24 protein-coding genes are annotated in these 24076 nt (G+C 38.6%); 4 read left to right on the top strand and 20 right to left on the bottom strand.

Annotation, left to right across the window (positions count from 1 at the left end):
• Positions 1 to 73: 73 nt before the first annotated feature.
• Positions 74 to 538, top strand: a complete 465-nt coding sequence (locus ACP3T3_RS03270; protein ID WP_426478500.1) for a PA2169 family four-helix-bundle protein — start codon at positions 74 to 76, stop codon at positions 536 to 538.
• 88 nt (positions 539 to 626) lie between these two features.
• On the opposite strand, the gene ACP3T3_RS03265 is transcribed toward ACP3T3_RS03270, so the two are convergent.
• From ACP3T3_RS03265 to ACP3T3_RS03235, 7 genes are all read right to left on the bottom strand, one after another.
• Positions 627 to 1238, bottom strand: a complete 612-nt coding sequence (locus ACP3T3_RS03265) for a DUF4142 domain-containing protein (protein WP_426478499.1) — start codon at positions 1236 to 1238, stop codon at positions 627 to 629.
• Between the two features lie 113 nt (positions 1239 to 1351).
• Positions 1352 to 1978: an alpha-ketoglutarate-dependent dioxygenase AlkB family protein gene (locus ACP3T3_RS03260; RefSeq protein ID WP_426478498.1), complete on the bottom strand. Its 627-nt coding sequence runs from the start codon at positions 1976 to 1978 to the stop codon at positions 1352 to 1354.
• 267 nt (positions 1979 to 2245) lie between these two features.
• Positions 2246 to 2818, bottom strand: coding sequence for a ferritin-like domain-containing protein (locus tag ACP3T3_RS03255; RefSeq protein ID WP_426478497.1), 573 nt, complete (start codon positions 2816 to 2818; stop codon positions 2246 to 2248).
• A gap of 154 nt (positions 2819 to 2972) precedes the next feature.
• A complete protein-coding gene (locus tag ACP3T3_RS03250; protein ID WP_426478496.1) occupies positions 2973 to 4463 on the bottom strand; it encodes an alpha-amylase in 1491 nt (496 codons plus the stop codon).
• Positions 4464 to 4477: 14 nt separating this feature from the next.
• Entirely contained in the window at positions 4478 to 5230 is a 753-nt protein-coding gene (locus tag ACP3T3_RS03245) for an SDR family oxidoreductase (protein WP_426478495.1), read from the bottom strand.
• A gap of 20 nt (positions 5231 to 5250) precedes the next feature.
• Positions 5251 to 5820 (bottom strand): CinA family protein, encoded by a 570-nt coding sequence (locus tag ACP3T3_RS03240; protein WP_426478494.1) that lies wholly within the window; start codon positions 5818 to 5820, stop codon positions 5251 to 5253.
• A 33-nt stretch (positions 5821 to 5853) separates the two neighbouring features.
• On the bottom strand, positions 5854 to 6249 hold the full coding sequence (locus ACP3T3_RS03235; RefSeq protein WP_426478493.1) for a low affinity iron permease family protein: 396 nt from the start codon (positions 6247 to 6249) through the stop codon (positions 5854 to 5856).
• A 356-nt stretch (positions 6250 to 6605) separates the two neighbouring features.
• On the opposite strand from ACP3T3_RS03235, the gene ACP3T3_RS03230 reads away from it, so the two are divergent.
• The gene (locus ACP3T3_RS03230) at positions 6606 to 9215 is read left to right on the top strand and encodes a TonB-dependent receptor (RefSeq protein WP_426478492.1); all 2610 of its coding nucleotides are present in this window, start codon (positions 6606 to 6608) and stop codon (positions 9213 to 9215) included.
• Positions 9216 to 9282: 67 nt separating this feature from the next.
• Here ACP3T3_RS03230 and ACP3T3_RS03225 read toward each other — a convergent pair whose 3' ends face one another.
• The 4 genes from ACP3T3_RS03225 to ACP3T3_RS03210 form a co-directional block, all read right to left on the bottom strand.
• Positions 9283 to 10125, bottom strand: coding sequence for an IS3 family transposase (locus ACP3T3_RS03225; protein WP_426479936.1), 843 nt, complete (start codon positions 10123 to 10125; stop codon positions 9283 to 9285).
• Positions 10113 to 10640, bottom strand: a complete 528-nt coding sequence (locus ACP3T3_RS03220; protein WP_426477658.1) for a helix-turn-helix domain-containing protein — start codon at positions 10638 to 10640, stop codon at positions 10113 to 10115. The genes ACP3T3_RS03225 and ACP3T3_RS03220 overlap by 13 nt, the downstream gene beginning before the upstream one ends.
• Before the next feature lie 221 nt (positions 10641 to 10861).
• Positions 10862 to 11341 carry a MarR family winged helix-turn-helix transcriptional regulator gene (locus tag ACP3T3_RS03215; RefSeq protein ID WP_426478491.1) on the bottom strand — a complete coding sequence of 160 codons (480 nt, stop codon included), beginning with the start codon at positions 11339 to 11341 and terminating at the stop codon, positions 10862 to 10864.
• Entirely contained in the window at positions 11338 to 11829 is a 492-nt protein-coding gene (locus ACP3T3_RS03210; protein WP_426478490.1) for a GNAT family N-acetyltransferase, read from the bottom strand. Before ACP3T3_RS03210 ends, ACP3T3_RS03215 begins: the two co-directional genes overlap by 4 nt.
• Before the next feature lie 93 nt (positions 11830 to 11922).
• On the opposite strand from ACP3T3_RS03210, the gene ACP3T3_RS03205 reads away from it, so the two are divergent.
• Both ACP3T3_RS03205 and ACP3T3_RS03200 read left to right on the top strand, forming a co-directional pair.
• Positions 11923 to 12078, top strand: coding sequence for a DUF5993 family protein (locus tag ACP3T3_RS03205; RefSeq protein WP_426478489.1), 156 nt, complete (start codon positions 11923 to 11925; stop codon positions 12076 to 12078).
• A gap of 11 nt (positions 12079 to 12089) precedes the next feature.
• A complete protein-coding gene (locus tag ACP3T3_RS03200; protein ID WP_426478488.1) occupies positions 12090 to 12659 on the top strand; it encodes a disulfide bond formation protein B in 570 nt (189 codons plus the stop codon).
• 67 nt (positions 12660 to 12726) lie between these two features.
• Here ACP3T3_RS03200 and ACP3T3_RS03195 read toward each other — a convergent pair whose 3' ends face one another.
• The 9 genes from ACP3T3_RS03195 to ACP3T3_RS03155 form a co-directional block, all read right to left on the bottom strand.
• On the bottom strand, positions 12727 to 14142 hold the full coding sequence (locus tag ACP3T3_RS03195) for an efflux transporter outer membrane subunit (RefSeq protein ID WP_426478487.1): 1416 nt from the start codon (positions 14140 to 14142) through the stop codon (positions 12727 to 12729).
• Positions 14143 to 14233: 91 nt separating this feature from the next.
• Complete coding sequence (locus ACP3T3_RS03190) at positions 14234 to 17380, bottom strand: efflux RND transporter permease subunit (RefSeq protein WP_426478486.1); 3147 nt, start codon at positions 17378 to 17380, stop codon at positions 14234 to 14236.
• Positions 17380 to 18567 carry an efflux RND transporter periplasmic adaptor subunit gene (locus ACP3T3_RS03185; RefSeq protein WP_426478485.1) on the bottom strand — a complete coding sequence of 396 codons (1188 nt, stop codon included), beginning with the start codon at positions 18565 to 18567 and terminating at the stop codon, positions 17380 to 17382. The genes ACP3T3_RS03190 and ACP3T3_RS03185 overlap by 1 nt, the downstream gene beginning before the upstream one ends.
• 2 nt (positions 18568 to 18569) lie before the next feature.
• On the bottom strand, positions 18570 to 19025 hold the full coding sequence (locus ACP3T3_RS03180) for a transcriptional regulator (RefSeq protein WP_426478484.1): 456 nt from the start codon (positions 19023 to 19025) through the stop codon (positions 18570 to 18572).
• Between the two features lie 116 nt (positions 19026 to 19141).
• Entirely contained in the window at positions 19142 to 19654 is a 513-nt protein-coding gene (locus tag ACP3T3_RS03175) for an N-acetyltransferase family protein (protein WP_426478483.1), read from the bottom strand.
• Positions 19655 to 20088: 434 nt separating this feature from the next.
• Positions 20089 to 20319 carry a DUF2007 domain-containing protein gene (locus tag ACP3T3_RS03170; RefSeq protein ID WP_142722501.1) on the bottom strand — a complete coding sequence of 77 codons (231 nt, stop codon included), beginning with the start codon at positions 20317 to 20319 and terminating at the stop codon, positions 20089 to 20091.
• Between the two features lie 61 nt (positions 20320 to 20380).
• On the bottom strand, positions 20381 to 21706 hold the full coding sequence (lat, locus tag ACP3T3_RS03165) for an L-lysine 6-transaminase (protein WP_426478482.1): 1326 nt from the start codon (positions 21704 to 21706) through the stop codon (positions 20381 to 20383).
• Positions 21707 to 21819: 113 nt separating this feature from the next.
• Positions 21820 to 23370 carry an L-piperidine-6-carboxylate dehydrogenase gene (amaB, locus tag ACP3T3_RS03160; RefSeq protein ID WP_426478481.1) on the bottom strand — a complete coding sequence of 517 codons (1551 nt, stop codon included), beginning with the start codon at positions 23368 to 23370 and terminating at the stop codon, positions 21820 to 21822.
• A gap of 474 nt (positions 23371 to 23844) precedes the next feature.
• Positions 23845 to 24033 (bottom strand): Arc family DNA binding domain-containing protein, encoded by a 189-nt coding sequence (locus tag ACP3T3_RS03155; RefSeq protein WP_426478480.1) that lies wholly within the window; start codon positions 24031 to 24033, stop codon positions 23845 to 23847.
• Positions 24034 to 24076 lie beyond the last annotated feature (43 nt).

Here is a 24076-nt window from a genome sequence, read left to right as displayed (position 1 = left end):
AGGATTATAAAGAGTCTGCCCGGTAAGTTATAATTTAGTAAATCATTATATATCAAATCTAAAAAATTATAGTATGGATCATCAGCAAGAAATACCGGTACTCAATGATTTACTTCACATTACCAATGACAGAATAGAAGGCTTTGAAAAAGTTGAAGGAAAAGTTTGGGAAATGTATCCGGATGTAAAGGATGAATATGATCATATGATTTCGCAATCGAAAATTATGAAAAATGAACTGGTCAACCTCATCACAGAAAAGCAAGGTGTTCCGGAGGATTCAACGTCCCTCGCAGGAGCCATTCACAGAACATGGATCGACATTAAAAATTCGTTTACCATGGGAAATCTGATAGAGTCTACATTAGAAAATGTAGTATTTGGAGAAAAAGCAGCGATAGAAGCTTATCAAAATGCGCTGGATACAGGTAATCTTAGTGAAAAAAGCACAGAAGTTGTCTCTGAACAGCTTCATAACCTGAAAGATTCTTACAGGCAGTTTAAGAAAATTGAAGAATATAAAAAGAAAGAACAATAAAATAATAAGCTCCTCACAGAGGAGCTTATTATATGAATAACATATCCTGTCTTATAATGTAAATCATAAGACCAGTACATTTCTGATATTACTGTACTGCACTTTTAGCTTTTTCGGATTCATGTAAATGATGCTTTAATGTAGGCAGGGTCTTACTGGCAAATGATTTCAGGGAAGCTTCTTTTCCTTCTGAAGCTTCTTTATTGAAGGCTTCTATATCTTCTTTATGATCACTGACCATAAGATCTGTATACTTTTTGTCAAAGTCTTTTCCTTTCTTAGCTTTCAGATCATCATACATCTTCTGTTTTTCTGTATCTAAGCTTGCAGGTAAGGTATACCCTATTCCTGATGCCCATTTCTTAAGTTCATCATTCGCTTTGGTATGATCTGTTACCATCATAGCTCCCAAAGATTTTACCGCTGAACTTTCAGCATTCGTTGCGGCCAGTTTTCCCATCATAACTTCCATCAAACCTCCTATCGCTGCAGCATCTGCAAACTTTTTGTCCTGATCGCTGAGCGTGGAGGCCTGGTCTTTTGGTTCTGACATTTTGGTAGAATCGCTTACCGTCATCCCGGATTCTGCAGGAGCAGATATTGTTGTGCTTTCCTTAGACTGACTGTCTGCTGTCGGTTCATTTTTTTTGCAGGCTATTAAAGCAGCAGCTGCAAAAATTGTTACTACAAGATTTTTCATAATAATACATTTTAAGTGATGATCTATATAAAGTCTAGCTGACTTGTTTATAAATGCAACAATTTTTTTGCCAAAAAAGGTTTATTGCAAATATTAGAACGTATCGTAAACCATTACGTACCGAATTCCTGCAGCGGATGGACCAACCGGAATGTAAGATTGATACGCTCTTTCATAGGGGTAAGAGATTTAGCAATGCGATGTTCCCAATGTTCCTGCAGATCTCCTTTCATTATCAATAATGAACCATGAGGAAGAGGCAGGCTGTATTTGCTCTGATGATGATCTTTTTTCCGGAAGTCAAAGTTTCTGGTCTGCCCCAAACTCACCGATGCAATCACAGGACGTTTTCCATATCTGCTTTCCTTATCCCGATGCCATGCAACAGAATCGTTATGATCTCTGTAAAGGTTTAGCAATACGGAATTGAACTGATACCCGAAGGTCTCCTCTATTTTCTGCTTTAAAGAAAGCAGCTCAGGAGTCCAGGAATTGGTTTCCAGCTCACCGGTACCCGAAGGATGAGCATTTCCCGGATCACCATACCATGCGGTTAAGCGTGGGGTCAACACCATCTTATCATACATCTTCTGGGTACGCTGCTTCCAGGGAGCGGTTTCAAGCACATGAGCCTTAAGCCGGTCGGCTTCGTCCTGATTCAGGAAATGCTCTCTGTATTCCAGCAGGTCTTTTGGAAATTCATACAGTTCTTCCGGATTAAATAAACTAAGCTGCCCCATTGTTATTACTATTTTCTGCTAAAGCAAATAATTCTTTCAATATATTGATACAAAACATATCTGCAAATATATTAAATATGATACATAAATTAACAATGCCTTTTCAACAGGAATTTAAAATGATTTGCAGCAGCAGCAGAATAATGGCGGTCAATATCAGAAATATTAATAAAGAAGGATAAGAAAGGAACAAGCACCGGAAACCCTTACCAACAAAAAAGGAGACCCAAATAAACAGGGTCTCCTTTTTTATAATATGCATAGCTTCTACACCGCTTTGCTGTTAAGGTTGGTATCTGCAACTTTTGTTAACAGTTCATCGCATTTTTTTTCTTCTTCCAATGTGCTTAAAAGATTTTTAAGGCATTCCTCTTCTTTCAATACTTTTGCGAATGCTGAAAGTGTACCATAGGTAGCAATTTCGTAATGTTCAACTTTTTGTGCAGCTGCAATGATACCCGCATCTCTTACTGCTCCGGGTTCCGTCTCTTCCATAATGCTTTTCCCTTCATCCAGCAATCCCTGCATGGCATCACATTTTTTTGCCTGGGCCTTTTTACCTAATGCCTTAAAACATTCTTCCAGCCTTTCAACATGACCTTGCGTTTCAGTAATATGCTTATCGATAGCTGTTTTAAGCTTTTCATCGGTTGCATTTTTCATCATCACAGGCAGTGCTTTCAGTAGTGCTTTTTCTGCCCAGTAAATGTCTTTCAGAGAATCTTCAAAAAGATCTTCCAAACCTTTGGCTGCATCTTTTTTAGCCGGAGTTTTTGCGGATGTCTTCGCTGTTGTTGTTTTTTTGGCCGGTGCCTTTTTGGTTGCTGTTTTAGTTTCCATAATATAATATTTTAGTGTTTGATTGGTGATAAATCTGCAACTATAAGACCATTTTTGTCTGAAATACAAAGATGTGGTATCTAAAATTGCCTTCCGGAATAAATATTTTAAGATATAATCAGGAACAGCTGTTTGCCGAAAATGGTTCTGCAGCCTAATAACTCTTTATGGTGTCTGTTTTTTTCACCCAAACACTTACAGAACCCGAATTTACCTTAAATACTGCTTTTCCATTTTGATCAGTATGAATTTCTTCGTGGCGGTTCTTTAAGAAATCAATATAGCCCGAATCTGCATGTTCTTTTCCCAGTTCTATCTCTTTGTAGCCTTCTTCGCTGTTAGACATGATCACAACGCAGCCCGGATGCTTTTCATTTCCTGTCCGTACAAAAGCCACGCAGTTTGGATGGTCAAAATAATCGATCTGCTTACCGTAGGCAAAAAGCTTTCTGGCTTCCAGAAGATCGGGAAGAACTTTAACTTTCGGCATGATAACATGCACTTCCTGGTCTTCTTTTACATCAATATATTCTGCACCAAAAAGATCAGGATAAAATACACAGGGATAAGCCTCATCGGTAAGAAGAATAATAGCATAGGCCAAAGGCTTGAACCAGTCTTTCACAAAAGATTCCAGAGCCTGAAGCTGCTGCGTATCATGATTTTCCACAAAAGAAACTGAGAAAACCGGCTTCTTTTCCAAAAAGCTTCCTTTTAAAATCCGGCTGAGGTCATAGTCCTTACCTTCCTCTGAAGCCCTGAAGAAATTATAATGCAGCGGGGCATCAAAACAGGAAATAAGATCTTTCATTTTATCAGAAAAATATTCAATTTTCTCAGCTTCATCTTTCCAGAATTCCCCCAGAATATAGCATTCGGGGTTTATTTCTGTTTTAATGTAGCTAATCCATTCTTTCAGAAAATCTGAAGAAATATGTTTTAAAGCATCCAGCCGTATACCATCAACTTTCGTTGTATCCATATACCATCTGATCCAGTTTTTCATTTCCTCCACAACATAAGGATTACGGTATTCTATATCAGCTCCCATCAGGTAGTCGTAGTTACCGAACTGGTGGCTTACGGCATCCGTCCATTCCTCACCATATTCATTATGGATTTTAAAGATACCCTTTAGCTCCTCGCCTTCTTTTATTACATAATCAATACCGCTGAAGCAGCGATAATCCCATACAAAGTCCGAATAAACGCCGTTTCTTCCCGGAAAAGTAAATTTCGTATAGGCTGAAACCTGCATATTTTCAGAGATTCTTTCATTACGGTTTTCTTCATTCAGCTGATGCACCATAATCTTTTCTTCTTCATCTCCTCCCATCCTATGGTTTAAAACTATATCTGCATACACAGACATTCCCACTTTATGCGCTTTTTCTATAGCAATTAAATATTCAGCTTTCGTCCCGTACCGCGTCGGTATGCTCCCTTTCTGATCAAACTCTCCTAAATCGTAAAGATCATAGACATCATAGCCCCGGCCTTCCATATTGAGACTGCATTTATTGGCAGGTGGCAACCAGACGGCAGTAAAACCTAAATCTCTTAAATACTCTGCTTTTTCAACAAATTCATTCCAAAGGTTTCCCGGATGGTACCAGTGGAAAAACTGTATAATAACTCCGTTCATATTCAACATTATAATTAACCGTTAACAATTAAACCACCATTCGGATGAAGAACCTGTCCCGTGAACTGTACTGAAGCGTCTGTCGCAAGAAATAAAAAGCTTGCAGCCACTTCTTCAGTAGAGGCATTACGTTCTAACGGCGGTTTATTCTGATCTTCATCTTCTTCCCCGAATGTTTTTTCTGTAAGCGGTGTGGCCACGGGCCCGGGTGCCACGGCATTTACGCGTATTCCTTTGGGTTTAGCCTGAAGTGCCAGTGAGCGGGTGAAAGAAACAATAGCTCCTTTGGTAGCAGAATAATCCAGTAATTCTTCATGGCCCATATACGCGGTGGCAGAGGTTGTATTAATAATAACACCACCTTTTTTTAAATGAGGAAATACAATCTTTGTCAGCAGGATCATTCCAATAATGTTTGAATCAAAAGTCTTGCGAATATCTTCTTCCCTGAGGTCCTCAATATTGTTACAGGGAACCTGTGTTCCTGCATTATTAACCAGGATATCTATTCCACCGAATTTTGAAACGACCTCATCAACAGCAGACTTACAGAATGCACTGTCATTAATGTCTCCTTCGAATGAGAGAACTTGGTGACCCAGATTTTCAATTTCCTGGCTTGTTTTCCGGGCATCTTTGGCATCATGATAATGTATAAATGCAATATCAGCTCCTTCTTCAGCAAACAAAAGAGCTATGGCCTTACCGATTCCGCTGTCTGCTCCTGTAATAAGGACAGATTTGTTTTTCAGTTGTAAATTTTTCATAAGTTTATTATTGAATAGGTTTATTCTTTGTTTTTACGGTGCTTATCCAGCTCCAGCTTAAAGCATCCCAGAATGAACTCACTGTAATAAAGCTGAGCGTTAACAGACTTTGTTCTGGAGTGCAGATCTAGCTTTTCTGAAAGAACAACCTTTCCTTTATAGGCTATGGCGAAGTAAGAGAAGAGCTTTCCCTGTGATTCGTCTACCGGAGTTGCATATCCTGTTACGCCAATAGACCAGTCTGTTTTGTATAATTCAGCTGCGTGTAATGCCATCGTTTCAGCAATATGAGGAGATACGCAGTTATATTCCTGCGCTTCCAAAGCATCTACACCCAGAAGATTTACTTTTTCTTCTAAAGTATATGCTGTCATTCCTCCTTTAAAGAATTGAGAGGCATCTTTCATCTGGGAAAAGGAAAACTGTAAAAATCCGGCAGTAACACTTTCAGCTGTTGAAACAGTTTCATTACGTGAAAGCAGATATTCTCCGATGCGCTTAAACAGTTTTTCCAGTTCTATGACAAAATGCACTAACGATTTCACTGACAATGAATCAGCGTGAGCAATTTGTGAAGATTTTAAAATCATTGATTATATTTTTATAATTTCCGGACTTCTCAACTATTTTTTTGTATCGTCCTTTGTATTTTGTTGTTCTTTGGACAGCTGGCCCAGCTTCTCATAATATTTATGTAGCCTGTCAAGCTCCTCTTCCGTCAGATCTTCAATATCAACCAGCCGGTTACTGGCTTTTTCATAGGATGCTATCAGTTCATTAAGCTTTATCTGAATAGCTTTGGAATCTTTGTTCTGAGTTTTTTGAATCAGAAATACCATGAGGAAAGTGATAATGGTGGTTCCTGTATTGATAACGAGCTGCCATGTTTCGGAATAATCGAAAAGAGGTCCGGAAACCGCCCAGACAATAACCAGTAAACTTGCAGTAATAAAAGCACCGGGACTTCCGGTTATACAAACAACACGATCCGAAAACCTTTCAAAAAAATTCTTTTTCATAAATAAATATTGTTTTAAATATGATACAATTTATCAAAACAATAGTGTAAAGTTTATGATTCAAGTCACTACAGCCTGTGATATAGTACATTTTCAGCAACAGCCAGTGGTTCTCACCGAAAATATAAGGCATCACATAATTATTATATTCATTTAAAACAAAGCCGTTTTTATCCATCTTGGATTCTGTAACAAATTGTAAATTAGTCATCTGAAAGAATTAATACATTCAAAAAAAAACATTAATAATGCTTTATCTGCACACAATATGAAATCACTTCCTCAAGATTTAATACTGAATTCAAAAATAATTATCCATCTTTGCAGCCTTAAAATCAAACACGCTAGTTTATTTCATGAGCATTATTTTAAAAAAGCGACTAATCATAGCGCTTGTATTACCTACGGCAGCCTTGTATTACGGGCAGAGTACGAAGGATTCATTAGAAAAATCCAAATCTATTGACGAGGTGATGTTGGTGGGTAGAAACCTGTCCCAAACAGCCAAAGAGAGAAAAACTCCTGTTGCAGTTTCCAACATTAAGGCGGCAGAAATTCAGGAGAAGCTGGGGAACAGGGAATTCCCGGAAATTATGAAGTCTACCCCATCCGTGTATGTTACCAAAGTAGGCGGAGGATTCGGAGACAGCAGAATCAACATGAGAGGTTTTGACGGTGCCAACATTGCAGTGATTATCAACGGCCAGCCGGTGAATGATATGCAGGGAGGTACGGTGTATTGGTCTAACTGGACAGGATTGGCAGATATTGCCAGCAATATTCAGATTCAGAGAGGGCTGGGAGCATCTAAATTTGTTGTTCCGTCTGTAGGAGGAACCATCAATATTGTAACCAAAGCCACCGATGCTGAGCAAAAAGCAATGATTAAAGGAGAAGTTGGAAATGATAACTACTCGAGGATATCTGCGATGTACTCTTCCGGCTTAAAAAACAAATGGGGAACAACCGTATTGCTTTCCCGCTGGCAAGGTGACGGATACATCAATGGAACAAAAGGTGAAGGCTACTCATGGTTTTTCTCAACAGGTTTTAAGCCTAATGAAAAACATGCATTCAATTTAATTGCTACCGGAGCACCACAGGTACACGACACAAGAAGATCTTCAGCTACCGGGGCAAATGTAGCAACACTGCAGCAGTTTGAAACCTATGGAAGAAGATACAACCCACAAACGGGGATGCTGAACGGATCTCAGTTCAACCTGGCCCCGAACTTCTATCATAAGCCTATTGCATCATTAAACTGGGACTGGACGATGAATGACAATCTGAAATTATCCACAGTTCTTTATGGTTCATGGGGACGTGGCGGCGGCGGTACCGGACTTAACGGTTCTATCAAAAATGCATCCGGACAAACCATGAATTTCATGAATTATGGTGCAGGCGGAGACGGTACGATCAACTGGGATATGATTTACCGTTATAACAGAGGCGGTATGGTAACTGATTATAATGGAAATACCTTCCAGAAATCAACCTTTACTGCCCCTGCAGGTTCTCCTGGTGATTATAACGGACAATACGTATCAACACTGAACGGAACCAACGGTATCGTTAGAAAGCAAAGTATCAACGCTCATGACTGGTATGGAGTTATTGCAGACCTTAATTACAAAAAAAACAACTGGACTTTTAACGGAGGTATTGATCTTAAAACGTACAAGGGAGCTTTGTATGACATTGTGACTGATATGTTAGGATCGGATGCATTATTTGTTCCTGGGACTGCAAATGCTCCAAAAGGATACTATATTAATCAAACTGTAAAACCGGAACCGCTTACCAAACTTAAAGATGCCCAGAAAGTATCGATACACAACGAAGGTCTGGTAAAATGGGCAGGGATTTATGGAATGGTTGAATACAGCTCTGAAAAACTAAGTGCATCTGTTCAGGGATCCCTTTCCGAGCAGTATTACAAGAGAAGAGACTATATGCTGTATACTCCGGGAAACCAGGAGACCAAATGGTATCACAAAACGGGGTATATTGTAAAAGGAGGTGCCAATTATAATATAGATGATCATCATAATGTATTTTTCAATACAGGGGTTATTTCAAGACAGCCGTTATTCAATGCTTTATTCCCGTCAAACCAGAATATTTATAACGATGCCAAGAATGAAAGAATCTTCTCTGTGGAATTAGGATATGGCTTTAAATCACGTTATATAGATGTGAACATCAATGCTTACAGAACACAGTGGGATGACAGATTTATCTCAAGGACATTCAACGCAACAGCTGCGGATATTGCAAAATTCCCACAGCTAAGCCTTGGAAATGCCTATTTCTACAATGCACTGAATGTAGGTCAGCTGCACCAGGGAATCGAACTGGAAGCCAAAGCAAGACCTTTTGCTAACCTTAGGCTGAGAGGAATGGTATCACTGGGTAACTGGAAATATAAAGGAAATGCCAACTTCAACATCCTTGACGTTCAGAACAACCAGGAAATAACAGGAGCTACAGGAACAATCAATATCAAAGACCTGAAAGTTGGAGATGCTGCTCAGACAACAGCAAGCATCGGAGCTGATTATAATATCACCAAAGCTTTCAGTATTGATGCCAACTGGGAATATTATGACAAGCTGTATGCACAGTTCAACCCGATTAATTTCCTTACTGAAGCGGCAAGAGAAAAAGGAATTGTAAAATTGCCAAGCTATCATTTATTTGATGTAGGAGCCTCTTACAAATTCACATTGGATGCGAAAAAATCTTTAACTCTGAGAGCGAATGTATACAACTTATTCAATAAATATTATATTTCTGAATTAAGCTCCAATATCTTCGCAGGCGATAAAATTGCCAACGGTCCGGATGCCGGAAAAACTTACCAGGATGCTGGCAGAGTGTATCAGGGTGTTGCAGATGGCAATACAGGATTCCTTGGTTTTGGAAGAACCTGGTCTGTAGCAGCGACTTTGAGATTCTAATATAAGATTATCCTGATAAATAGAATAAATCCGCCAGTCTAGACTGCACCCAAAAGTTTAGACAAAATTAAACAATATTATTATATGAAAGAGTTCGGTACTGTACCGGGCTCTTTCCTTTTAGATTAAGTCTTATCCTGTCGTTATTGTAGTAATTGATATACTTCTTTATTTCTTTTTTGAGCTCATCAATGGTTTTAAATTTCTTAGTATAGAACATTTCAGATTTTAAAGTTCCAAAGAAGTTTTCTATTACCGCATTATCCAGGCAGTTTCCTTTGCGGGACATACTTTGGATAATGCCTTTTTCTTTTAACAGCTGCTGATAGGCCTTCATCTGATATTGCCAGCCTTGATCAGAGTGGATGATGAGGTTTTCAGTATTCTTAATTTTTCTGAGCCCTTTTTTGAGCATATTCACAACCTGCGTAAAGACAGGTCTTTCCGAGAGATCGTAACTGATAATCTCGCCATTGTAAAGGTCAATTATCGGCGAAAGGTACAATTTACTGCCCGAGACATTAAATTCTGTCACATCAGTGGCCCATTTTCTGTTTGGCTGATCTGCCTTAAAGTTCCTCTTCAGAATATTTGGCGCTATCCTGCCTTGCTCTCCCCGGTAAGATTTGTATTTTTTAACCCTAACGATACTTTTCAATCCCAGGGTCTTCATCAGTCTTAAGACCGTTTTATGATTAATTACAATTCCTTGTTGATTCATAATCAAGGTAATACGATGATATCCAAACCGACCCTTATGCCTATGATAAATTTGTTTTATCAAAGTTTTTACTTCTCCATATTTATCCTTTTTATCAAGATCTTTCTGATGGTAATAGAAACTGCTTCTGGCCATACCTGTACAATCCAGCAGGAGCGACAGGTCATATTTTCGCCTTAATCCTTCGATGGCCTCTGCTTGTTCTTTTTGAGAGTTAAGGCGTCTAACTTTTTTAGAAAATCAATTTCAGCTCGCAGTCTTTCATTTTCCAGTAAAAGTTCTTCTTCCCTGGTCAATGGCTTATCCGACTTTCTTTTCTTACGTTTGTAATCACTCATAATCCTGGGTCTTCCTTTGGGGGTATTCTTTAACCCTAAAATACCACTTTTTTCGTAATCCCTCTGCCAGCTCAATACTGTAGACTGAGCTGCGATATCGAATCGGATACATGCTTCCCTTTGTGAGATACCTTCTGTTTCGATGGCTTTTAAAACTTTAATCTTGAAATCCAGGGAGTAGCTTCTGTTTTTTCTAGGTTGTAGTCCTGAGATTCCGTACTTGTTATAAAATCCAAGCCATTTGCGAAGATTAGATTCATTAAAACTCTTTTCTAATGCAATTGATTTTATGGAACGATGGGAACCTAAATGAAGTTCAATACATTCCAATTTGAAATCAATACTAAATTTTTCTTTCTTATACATAAAAATGCCCCTAAAAAGCGTCTAACTTTTTGGGGGCAGTCCAATTTTGAGGGATTTATTCTATTATAGTATTGTCTATTGTTTTTTCGTAACAATTGAAGATTCCTTTTCGGAAGCGAACTGTTCCTACAAACTTATATCCTTTTTTAGTATAAACAGCATTCGCAGTATCTAATTATTTAATAATTGACTACATCTATTTTTCTATCAATAACAGATATTTACCTTGAATTCTTAAGCTGCATCGCCCGCTGATAAAAAGACTGATTGGCAATTTTTTCTTCAGCTTCATTGATCGCTTTCAGGAGATTATTTTCATTATCTGCGATCTCACTCAATACTATGGTGACCAACTCCCAGACCGGTTTCATTTTTTCAACCAGCTCAATACCTTTAGGAGTCAGCAGAAATAATCTTTTACGTTCATCATTTTTATCTTTTTTCCATGCTAAAAGCTTGAGCTTTTCAAGTTCTTTGAGCAGGGTTATGGTGGAGGGATGGGTATACCCTATCTCATTCGCAATTTCAACCACACTTGCTGTTTCTTTCTTGTATATGGTAAAGATGACCGGAAACCATTTGAGTTCAAAATCTATCCCAAATGCTTTGTAGATCATAGCACCATCTTTTCTTAATTGTTCACTCAGACGGTGCAATCTGGTGGAAATAGCAAGAATTCCTGCTTCGTTGATAACATTCATAGAGTCATATTTAAATGATAAAAGACATCATCGGAACCCATCAATGGAAATAAAGCCGGAAGTTTTTCTTTCTCAATCTTTTCAAATTCATTCCGTTCATAAAATCGTTGAGCAGCCTTCAATACCGTGATGGTTCCCAAATATAAATCATCTATTCCATTTTCATGACAGAAAGAAATTAAGACTTCCAATAATTCCTGTGCAATATTCAGTTCTTTTCCCCGAAATTCTTTTTTTACAAACATCTTCCGGATCGCTCCAGCTTTTTCATCAAATTTGACCAAAGCAATGGTTCCCACCAGCTCTCCCTCTATAAAGGCTCCCCAAAAGTTTCCTCCGGCTCCGGTATAAAAACTTTCAATCTCAAAAAGATCCGGCTGATCATGAATTGTCAGCGGAACATTAAACTCTTTTTGCTGAATTGTAAGAATAAGGTCAACAGCCTGCTCTGAATAAGAATTTCCTATAGGATGTATTTGCAATTTCATAGTGCTTGACTTTAAAAGTACAAAACTACGTAGTTAAATACATATATACAAATTAAATTTTTCTCTTATATTTAATAAATAAAAATTCACATTATGATGACATTACCTTTTTTAACATTCGCACTAGCATTCTGGCTGGGCTGGAAAAACCGCAGAAAACCGGCAATAATATTAGTCGTAGTAAGTATTTTACTTGTTATTGTAGTAGCAAAGTATCATATAACAAATGAACTGAATCTTCAATTTTAAAAAAAACTATTATGAATAATCAAAATATTGCTTACATCAATTTCTTGGGAATAATAATCGTTTCCGCTATTTTATCAGGTGCTTATTATTTTCAATTTGTAATGCATGAATACCCATGTCCTTTATGCTTATTACAACGGCTATGTTTCTTTGGGCTTATGTTCGGGCTCTTTTTAAACCTCAGATTTGGATTTAGTTCAGTACACTATGGGTTGTCTATCCTGAGCGCATTGCTGGGAGCTGGAATTTCTTATCGACAAATATTACTCCACATATGCCCAAGCCCCACTGACCATGGTTTTGGAACTCCTGTGTTCGGAATGCATCTTTATAGCTGGGCTCTTGTGGCCTTTCTCTCCGCAATACTGGCTATTGCCCTTTTACTTCTGTATTCAGGCCAATTTGAAAAAAAAGAAAATCATCAGCATAATCCTGGTTTCAAGGTATTAGCTAATCTGGCTTTTGGAATCTTTTTTTTACTGGCCTTAACGAACGGCCTGGCTACTTTTTTTGAATGTGGTATCGGCTTTTGCCCGGATGATCCGGATTCCTACATGCTCTTTAATGGAGAATGGTGGTAATCGGGTCATGAACAAAAAAAAGAGTTGCAGGAAAACTGCAACTCTTTTTTTTTAAAGGATATATAAATTATTTCCAGCCTCCGCCTAAAGCCTGATAAAGCTCTACGGCAGCTTTCATTTTACTGTATCTGGCATTGGAGATGTTAAGCTCTGCATTCAATGAATTTACACTGGCGTTCAACACTTCAAGATAGTTGGCCATACCATAGTTCACCAATTCCTGAGAATAGTCAACCGATTTTTTATAGGCGTCCAGTTCTTGTTGCTTTAATTCAATAAATGAATCCTGAACGGAGAAAACTCTTATAGCGTCTGAAACTTCTTTTCCGGCAGTCAGAACTGTTTTTCTGAAGTTCAGATAAGCTGTTTCCTTATTGGCCAGGCTTACGTCATAGTTGGTCTGGATCTGTCTTTTATTTAGAATCGGCTGAGCCAGTCCCGCCACTATATTCGCAAACAATGAGTTTACACTGAATAAATGGTCAATATCCACAGACTGAAGCCCACCGCTTCCTGTTAATTTTAACGTTGGATAAAACTGAGCTTTGGCTGCATTGGTTAACTCAAAAGCATTCATTAAGTTAAATTCAGCTCTCATTACATCCGGGCGGTTGGCCAGAAGTTGAGAAGGATATCCCAGCTTCAAATCGATCGGAAGCTTTTGCCCTTCCAGTGTAGATCTTTCAATAGCATGAGAAGGCTCTCCCATCAAAAGACTCATCGTATTTTCAAGCAGCTGAATTTGTGTATCAATATCAATCAGTAATGATTTGGCATTGAAAACAAGTGCTTCGCTTTGCTGTACTGCAACTTCAGTCACTGTTCCGGAAATTTTTAAAGCCTTTGTAGCTTCCAGGTTTTTCTCTCTTACCGCGATGGTTTCCGTAATAATTCTCTTCTGTGCATCAAAAGTCAGCAATTGATAATAGGCAGAAGCAATGGAAGACACAAGGCTGCTCTTTACGGCTTTGTGGGCAGCAACAGTTCCTAAATAGGTAGCTAACTGCGCTTTTTCCTGTGCTTTTAATTTCCCCCAGATATCTGCTTCCCATCCGATACTTGCCGTAATGTCAAACTGGTTTACATAACGTCTTTCTCCAATGATTTGCCCAAACTGGGTATTGATAGACTGTGTCTGGAATGTATAGTTAGGTCCTACGGAAAGTGTCGGCTGATAGGCGGCTTTACTTTGTTTCAGATAAGCTTCCGCAGAATTGATACTTTCTAAGGCAATTCTGATATCCAGATTGTTTTCCAGGGCTTTAGAAATATGTCCCTGCAGTATAGGATCGGTAAATATTTCTTTCCATGAAATATTGGCGATGCTGGCACTGTCTGAAGGAAGCATATCGGTGCGGAAAAGCTTTTCGTCAACTACGTTCTTCGGTCTCTCATACTCTTTTCTGGCCATACACGATGTGATGGCTCCCAGTATGATTGCTGAGAAAGTTATTCCTTTTATGATGTTTAATAAACTCTTCATTATTTTTAATTAGAAGTTAGAGTTTAGAAGTTAGAAGTTAGTTTTTAGACTCATCTCTAATTTCTAACTTCTAATTTCTTAAATCTTAATTTTATTCTGCTAAATTGATTTCTTCTTTTTTGATAGGTTTAATTTTTTCCTGCAGTGTCTCAAAGATGACATACAAAACCGGAATTACAAATAATCCTAAAATAGTTCCTATCAATAGTCCTATAGCCGCACCGGTAGCAATAGACCTGTTCCCTACAGCACCAATTCCGCTTGCTAATACCAGCGGCAACAGACCGAAGATAAAGGCGAATGATGTCATTAGGATAGGTCTTACCCTGGCTTTAGCTGCATTGATAGCTGACATTACAATGGTTTCACCATGATGCCTTCTCTGAACAGCAAATTCTACAATAAGGATGGCATTCTTCGCAAGTAATCCCACAAGCATGATCAGGGCAATCTGGAAATAAATGTTATTTTCCAGTCCCATCACCTTCTGTCCTAAGTAAGCCCCCATTACCCCTAAAGGAAGAGAGATTACAACAACGAGAGGAAGGATATAACTTTCATACTGTGCAGAAAGAATAAAGTATACAAAAATTAAACTCAATGCAAAGATCAGAAGGGTCTGGGATCCTGAATTTAATTCTTCTCTTGTTAACCCGGTAAATTCTACAGCATAGTTTTGATTCAGTGTTTCACTTGCTACCTGCTGTACAGCCGTAATGGCATCCCCGGAACTGTATCCTTCAGAGTTTGCTCCCGTTACTTTCACGGATGTAAACAGGTTATAACGGCTTACAGATTGTGGTCCGTATGCTTTTGTTAATGTTACAAACTGTGAAATCGGAGACATTACACCTGAACCTGTTCTTATATAGAGTTCGTTTAGATTTTCAATATTCTTTCTGTTCTCAGGAAGAGCCTGAACCATAACCCTGAACTGTTTTCCGTACTTGGTAAAGTCGGCAGTATAAATACCCCCGATATAGCCCTGCATGGTAGCCAGGATATCGTTTACAGAAACCCCGAGCTGTTTGCTCAGAGGAACATTAATTTCCATCTGATACTGAGGATATTTGGTATTGAATGATGTTTGTGCAAACTGAATTTCCGGTCTCTGCATCAGCTTACCGATGAATTCATTTGTTTTATTATCCAGATCAGCATAATCCCCACCGGATTTGTCCAGCAATACCATTTCAAAACCGGCACTGCTACCAAAACCTGGTACACTTGGAGGCTGGAAGAATACTACTTTGGCATCAGGAACGGCTCCCACAATTCCAAACAATTTTTTCGTGATATCTTCAGAGGTCTGTCCGCCTGCTTTTCTTTCTTCAAATGGCTTCAGTTTAACAAAAGCAAGACCGTTATTACTCCCGTTTCCGGATAAGAAACCTCTACCTGTAGAAATGGTAACGTTTTGCACTCCCGGAACCTTCATAGCTTTAGCCTGAAGCGTTTTCAAAGCGTTGTAAGTTCTTTCCATGGAAGCACCCGGAGGAAGCTGAACATCTGTAAAGATAATCCCTCTGTCTTCTGTAGGTACAAATCCTTTCTTCATACTGCTGCTTGCCCAGAATAATATCCCTCCGGTAATGGCAAAAATAATCAGGGTAACCCATTTATGTCTTAATAAGAACACAAATCCTCTTCCGTAACGTTCAGTAGTAGTTTTAAAAGCAATATTAAACTTATAGAAAAACTTCTGAAGCAGGTTTAAGTTTTTGTACTCTTTATGATGTTCTTCGTGAGGTTTTAGGAATAATGAACATAAAACCGGACTCAGCGTCAATGCATTAATAGCAGAAATGATGATCGCTATGATCAGTGTAATACCAAACTGTTGGTAGAATACCCCTGTAGGACCCGTAATGAAGGTCACGGGGATAAATACGGCTGCCATTACCAGAGTAATAGAAATAATAGCTCCTGTAATCTCATCCATTGCTTCTACCGTAGCTTTTTTCGCATCAGAAATACCGTGCTCCATTTTCGCATGGACGGCCTCGACGACCACAATGGCGTCATCCACCACAATACCGATCGCCAGTACCAACGCAAATAAGGTTAATAGGTTCAGTGAATACCCGAAGAGATTCAGGAAGAAAAATGCCCCTACAATAGATACCGGAACCGCAATGGCCGGAATCAGTGTAGACCTGAAGTCCTGAAGGAAAATATATACTACAATAAATACCAGGATAAAGGCTTCGATCAGAGTATGGACTACTTTTTCAATAGAAGCTTCCAGGAATTCGTTGGTATCAAAGTTAAACGTATACTTGATTCCCTGTGGAAAAGTTCCCTCCGCAGATTTCAGATATGTCTTGATATTTTTAATAATTTCCTGTGCATTGGACCCCGGCGTCTGGAAGATCCCCATACTGATGGAAGGATTGTTTCCGTTCTCCCCGATTCCTGTGTAAGACTGTCCTGCCAGTTCTACTTTGGCAACGTCTTTCAGCATCAGGTTTTGTCCGTTTGGAAGAGATTTGATGATGATATTATCGTACTGTTCTTTATCGTTGAATTTACCTACGTATTTGATGATATATTCAAAAGAGCTTCCGCTGTTTTGCCCGATAGAACCCGCTGCAGCTTCCCTACTTTGCTCATTGATCGCGTTGGTAACGTCAGTTGGAGTTACGCTGTAGGCAGCCATTTTCGCCGGATCCAGCCAGATTCTCATCGAGTAGTTTTTACCCCCGAAAACATTCGCATCCCCCACACCATTTATCCTTTTCAGGTTTGGAATAATATTAATATTCATAAAGTTCTGAAGGTATACATCATCAAGGTCTTTGTTTTCAGAATAGAAAGACATATACATCAGGGCACTGGTCTGCTGCTTCTGGGTAACAACCCCCGAACGCGTTACTTCGGATGGCAGAAGAGGCGTTGCTCTGGCCACACGGTTCTGTACGTTTACCGCTGCAATATCCGGGTCTATTCCTTGTTTGAAGAAAACCTGGATCTGCGCAGAACCATCGTTTCCGGCACTGGAAGTGATATAATCCATACCTTCCACCCCGTTGATCTGTTCTTCCAAAGGTACTACCACACTCTTCATTACCGTCTCAGCATTGGCTCCCGTATAGTTTGCGGAAACACTCACCGTAGGCGGTGCAATATCCGGATACTGGGTAACCGGTAACGAGATCAGTCCCAGCACACCGAGAATCACAATCAAAATTGAGATTACGGTAGATAAAACCGGCCTGTTAATAAAGTTCTTTATCATTAGAATTTCGGTTTTATTGATTCAACAAGACTATCCATTTTTACGGGTTTCGGCTTTACTGCTGTTCCTGGTTTCAGTCCTCCGATACCGGCTGCAATAACTTTTTCACCTTTATTAACTCCTGATTTGATAAGCGCTAAATTGTCGATTCTGTCAATAACATTGACTACAACATTTCTGGCAGTATCTCCTTTTTCCACTTTATATACGTAAACAATACCCTGCTGCTCGTAAGTAGCACTTTCAGGAACTACCAATACATTATCATAATGCTGAGGGAATCTGATGGTTCCGCTGTTACCGTTGCTTAATAATTTCTGGGCATTAGGGAATGCAACTCTGAACTGAATGGTTCCCGTTGTTGGATCAATCTGTCCTGTAATCGCTTCAATTTTTCCTTTTTCAGGATAAAGGCTTCCGTTTGCAAGCTGAAGCTCTACCATGGGTAAGTTTCTGATTTTCTCAGGCATAGAAGCTCCCGGAGCTTTTTCAAGAAAATTGAAGTATTCTTTTTCATTCATGGCAAAGTAGGCAAAGATCTCAGAAGTATCAGAAATCGTTGTCAGAGGGGTCTGATCAGACGGTCCTACCAAACTTCCTACTTTTAAAGGAAGCCTTCCGATCACGCCTGAAATAGGTGCACGGATGATGGAATATTCAATGTTGGCTTCTACTCCTTTGTAATTGGCTTCAGCCTGTCTTTTGGCTGCATTGGCCTGTTGTAATTGAGCCTGAGCCTGAGCCAGCTGAGCCTGAGCGGTCTGTAACTGTACGTTGCTGATGATATTTTTCTGAACCAGCGGTTTTAGCTTGTTCACTTCAACCTGAGCTGCATTTACAGAAGCCTGAGCCGCTGCAACACTGGATGCCGCAGCACCGATTCCTGCCTTAGAAGCGGCTGCATTTTCATTCAGGATATTGGTCTCCAGACGGAACAATGGCTGTCCTTTTGTAACATATTGTCCTTCATCTACCAATACCTGGGTAATGTATCCCTGTATTTTTGCACGTACATCATTGTTTACCCTACCCTGAATGGTAGCCGGAAACGTCTGATAACCTACTATATTTTTTGACTCCACGGAAATAACAGGATACGGCTTGGCACCATCCTGTTTTGGAGCTTCTTTTTTGCAGGCCGTGAGTGAAAGCGCTGCAATGGAAAGTATAACTAGCTTATTATTCATTTTTATAGTTTATTAAGAGATTCCTGAATATTTTCTATGTTTTTATTTAAGAGTGCTTTGTAAACTTCTATTCTTTCATTGTATCCATCGTCTTTACTTGTTTTAAAATTGTTTAAATCATCTAATAGTCGTAATTCGTCCTGCATTTTCTGGACAATTTTTTCGAATCTAATTTTTTTGTATTCATCATTGATGAAAAAATACCGTTTCCGCTCATCCATTTTGTTATGGTCTACGATAAGCTGGGCATTGAGCAGTAATGAAATACTGGTGGAAACAGAGCTTTTGCTTGCGGAGAGCACTTCAACAAACTCGTCAAAAGTAATTCCTACTTTCTCATAGTCAAAAAGAAGGTAGGAATAAATTTTCGATGCTAAAGGGGGTAAGCTGAACACGGTGCCATAGAATTTTACGGCATCCTGAAAAATTTTTTCATCAATTTCTATACTTTTATGCATAATATAAAAATTTGAACAAAAGTAAAAATTAGTTCAGAACTAAACGAACAAACCTGATAGAGTTTATAAATACAAGATGTTTTAAAAATTCAATGAAAGTTGATTTAACTTTTGGTCTAAATTATAATCTTCTCAAAAGCTTTTCTCATTCCGTCTCTCAAAAGAACTTCTCCGCAATAAGAATACCCTCTGCCTTCAAGGATTTTTAACATCGCGATATTGTCATGGTTCGTATCTACTTTAATACTCTGAATACCATGGGATTTGGTGAATTCTTCGATATGGTCGAAAAGTTTTTTCACCATTCCCTGTCCTGCAAATTTTTCATCAACGGCCACTCTGTGAACAACCACAAACTCACCATCGCTGAGCCATTTACCCTCAATCGTGCTGTAAGCCGGCTCATCATTCAAAATCAGGGCTGCATATACCGCAATCTCCCCATTTACTGTAAGAACGTGTCCGAAGCCTTTGGCGATATCACTTTCTACCGTTCCAAGATTGGGATATCCGTTCTGCCACTGGGTGCTTCCATCCTGTCTCCTTCTTTCTATAGATTGCTGGATGATTTCCCAAATATTATTTCTTTCTTCTATTTCCGCTTGTCTTAGTTTAATCTCTGGATTCATGTTGTTGATTTTGATTAAAAAGTATAAAGTTAAAAAGCTAAAGTCTGAACTGTTTCTCTTTGATTATCTGAACTAAAACCTAATTTTTATTAACGCAAAGATTTTATTTATAAAAACTTAAGATTTTAAGTGAGCAAAGATTTGCGACTTCGTCGTTGAATAAGCGAATGGCTACCCGCTCGCTTAATGAGAATCAATGAAATTGATTCCTTCTTTGCTTCCTTAAAATATAATATAGAGTTACTAAAACTTTGCGTCAAATTTAAAACTGACCAATACAAGCTTCTGGTTCTGATATAAAATAACAGTTCTTCAAGTCATCTTTTAAACATTTAGTTTTTCAATAATTTAAAGATTATTTTAATTAAAAAACCGAAAACTAATTAAAATTAATTTTCGGTTCGAAGTAGTAAAATTTAAAATTATGAAATTGTTTATTGATTTTCACTTTGTTGAAGGTAAGCATCAATAATTTCAAATGCTCTTTTTTCTTCTTCCAGATCTACCATTACCTTCAGCGAGGTTGCTGTGGGTGTTGTGGTAAACGTAAGATAATTATTTTCAACGGTGTTTGTAATTTGTGCATCATCCAATTTAGACTTAACCAACTGAATTTCTGAAGGGTTATCACTTTCATAAACTGATACTCTCGTACTTCTTTCCATATCCTAAATGTTTGAGTACCTAAATGTACGATGTTTTTTTTAAAATTACAAATTCCGGATTTTAAATTTTATTAATATTGTTTTCAATTTTGTCTAAAGCAAGCTGAATTTCTTCTTTTGTAACATTCAGATGAGGTCTGAAACGAAGAGACTGATCACCGCATGGAAGAATGATTAATCCATCGTTGAAAAGCTCGTTCATCAGGTGGTTTCTCTGTTCTGCAGTGGGCAGGTCTACCGCACACATTAAACCTCTTCCTCTTGCATTTGACATTTTTTCAGGATATTTTTCAGCAAGAGCTTTTAAACTTTCCAGCAGGAAGTCTCCAACAACTCTTGCATTCTCCACAAGGTTTTCTTTTTCGATCACTTCCATTACCAGCTGGAAACGAAGCATATCGATAAAGTTTCCTCCGAATGTAGAATTGATTCTTGAGCTTTCTCTGAATACATTGTTCGGAACTTCATCAAACTTTTCTTTATTAGCCAGTACCCCGCAAACCTGCGCTTTTTTCCCGAAAGAGATAATATCCGGTTTTGCTGTAAAATGCTGGAATGCCCACATTTTTCCTGTAATGGCAATCCCTGTCTGAACTTCATCAAAAATAAGTAAGATTTCGTTATCATCGCAGATTCTTCTTAATCCCAACAGGAATTCGTCTCTGAAATGATTGTCACCTCCTTCAGCCTGAATAGGTTCTATGATGATACAAGCCACTTTATCAGGGTGCATCAGAATAGCTTCTTCAATCTGAAGTAAAGCAAGGTTTTCATTTTTGATGGTTTCTTCAAGATTTTCTTCAGTGATCGGGAACTTTAATTTTGGATTTAAAATTCTCGGCCAGTTGAACATTGGGAAATATTGGTACTTTCTCGGGTCAGAAGTATTGGTTAAGCTCAATGTATAACCGCTTCTTCCATGGAAAGCCTGTTTGAAGTGAATACAAATTCCTGCCTCAGTCTCCAGCCCTTTTTCAAAATTTTTGCGGGTTTTCCAGTCGAAGCATGCCTTCATTGCATTTTCAACGCCCAGGGTTCCGCCTTCGATAAAGAAAGCATATTGTAATTCTTCAGGAATAACCACTCTTTCGAATACTTCAAGGAAATGAGCATATTCTTCTGAGTAAACATCAGCCAGAGTTGGCTTATTTACCGCCATTCTTCCCAGCCATTCTGATCTTTCTACAAGGTAAGGGTGATTGTAGCCGACAGATGCTGAAGCGAACATAGAAAACATATCCAGGTATTCTTTGTCTGTAAGTTTATCATAAAGCCACGATCCGTGTGATTTTTCAATATCCATTACAAAATCGAAACCGTCTGCCAGCACATGCCTTCCTACTGTTTCTTTTACTTTATTTACTTTTATATCTAATGTCTGTTCCATAATAAATTGTTGTGTGATTTAATAAGTGAATGATTAAATGATCCGGATAATGAACTAATTAATCCTTCAGGTTATTAAGTTTTTATGTTTTTTGAGTGCTTTAAGTAAAGCTTTTATAAATCAAATTTAATCCCTTGTGCTAAAGGAAGTTGTGCGGTATAATTTATAGTATTGGTTTGTCTTCTCATATAGTATTTCCAGGCATCAGATCCTGATTCTCTCCCGCCTCCGGTTTCTTTTTCTCCACCGAAAGCACCGCCGATTTCGGCACCTGAAGTTCCGATATTGACGTTGGCAATACCACAGTCTGAGCCGGCATGGGAAAGGAATAATTCTGCTTCCCTTAAATTCTGGGTCATGATCGCAGAAGACAATCCCTGAGGAACATCATTCTGAATAGCGATCGCTTCTTCCAGTGTTTTGTATTTGATCAGATATAAGATTGGCGCAAAAGTTTCGTGCTGAACAATCTCGTAAGAGTTTTTCACTTCCGCAACGCATGGCTTTACATAGCAACCGGATTCGTAATCTTTTCCGGTCAAAACTCCGCCTTCAACCGCAAATTTTCCACCTTCTTTTTTACATTTCCTGATCGCTTCTTCATATTGGTTTACAGCATCAGTATCAATGAGAGGACCTACATGGTTATTCTCATCCAATGGATTTCCGATTTTCAGCTGACCGTATGCTTTTACCAATCTTGTTTTTACTTCGTTATAGACACTTTCGTGGATGATCAGCCTTCTTGTTGAAGTACATCTCTGGCCTGCCGTTCCTACAGCTCCGAAAACAGCTCCGATGATCGACATGTCGATATCAGCTTCTTTGGTAATGATGATCGCATTGTTTCCTCCTAATTCAAGGATGGATTTCCCGAATCTTTCTGCTACTTTAGAAGAAACCATTCTTCCTACTCTTGTGGAGCCTGTGAAAGATACCAGGGCTACTCTTTTATCATCTACCAGTTTCTGTCCAATTTCGTGGTCTGATACCAATACACTTGAAATTCCTTCAGGAAGGTTATTTTCCTTAAGAACTTCCATCATGATATTCTGGCATGCAATGGCACAAAGCGGTGTTTTTTCAGAGGGTTTCCAGATGGTAACGTTACCACAGATCCATGCTAATGCTGTATTCCATGACCATACGGCTACCGGAAAGTTGAATGCAGTAATGATTCCTACGACTCCCAGCGGGTGGTATTGCTCATACATTCTGTGTCCAGGTCTTTCGGAGTGCATAGTATACCCCTGAAGCTGTCTTGAAAGTCCTACTGCAAAATCACAGATATCAATCATTTCCTGAACTTCTCCAAGACCTTCCTGTAATGATTTACCCATTTCATAGGAAACAAGTTTACCCAGATCTTCTTTATATTCTCTTAATTTTAAGCCCAGCTGTCTTACGATCTCTCCTCTTTTGGGAGCCGGGATCAGCCTGAATTCCTGAAATGCTTTTTGAGCAGTTTCAATTACTTTGTCATAATCACTTTCTCCGGAAGTCTTTACTTTAGCGATCAATTTTCCGTCCACAGGAGAAATGCTTTCTATCACCTTTCCTGAAGCGAAATATTTCCCGCCCACTGAAGTCCCTTTGTTCTCTTCTTTAATCCCAAGGTTTTTGAGTGTTTTTTCGATTCCGAAATCCTTTACTTTTTTTGACATAAAATCTTACTTTTCGTTCTCTCTAAAGATAAAAATATTATGTGAACCTCAAAACTTTAATTTTTAATAGGCTTTTTATTTGGACTAATTATAAACATGCTTATCTTTGCAGGGCAATCATTTTGATAATCACCAATGGAAAATTCACAAGAAAATAACTCAAAGCTTAAAAAGTGGTTCAAGCGTGTGGGATGGGCAGGACTTGCTTTCTTTACCATTAAAGGCTTGATTTGGCTCGTCATATTCTACGTTGGAGCAGATAGTCTCCAGAGTTGTATACAATAAAAAAAGCAGAGAAAATTTCTCTGCTTTCTTTTTTACTCTAAGGGTAACTAAATTATTATTTCTTTATTGAAATGCTAAAAAAAGAAACCTTTTTTATATTTCCTGTAATTTTAAAAGGAGAAGAAGTAAACGATTCCGGTGAATTGGCTTCCCAAAAAGGATGTTTTTCTCACAGATTTTTCCTTTTAATTATTCTTTATTCTTCCTTCCTGCATTGACCAGGCTCTGATGCAACAGGTATTCTATCTGTCCGTTCACACTTCTGAATTCATCATTGGCCCACTTTTCAAGGAGTTTATAAGTAGACTCATCTATTCTTATCACAAAGGATTTTTTACCCTTGCTTTCCGAAGAGTTTTGAGCTTTTTCTGATTTCATTTTCTAAATTCTCTAACATTATTTCTGACTTTTTCAGTGCAGA

Origin of the sequence: Chryseobacterium sp. CBSDS_008, from assembly GCF_049959325.1 — a bacterium.
GTDB lineage: Bacteria > Bacteroidota > Bacteroidia > Flavobacteriales > Weeksellaceae > Chryseobacterium.
The sequence above is the reverse complement of the archived record's forward strand: the minus strand, read 5'-3'. Positions and strand labels throughout refer to the sequence as shown.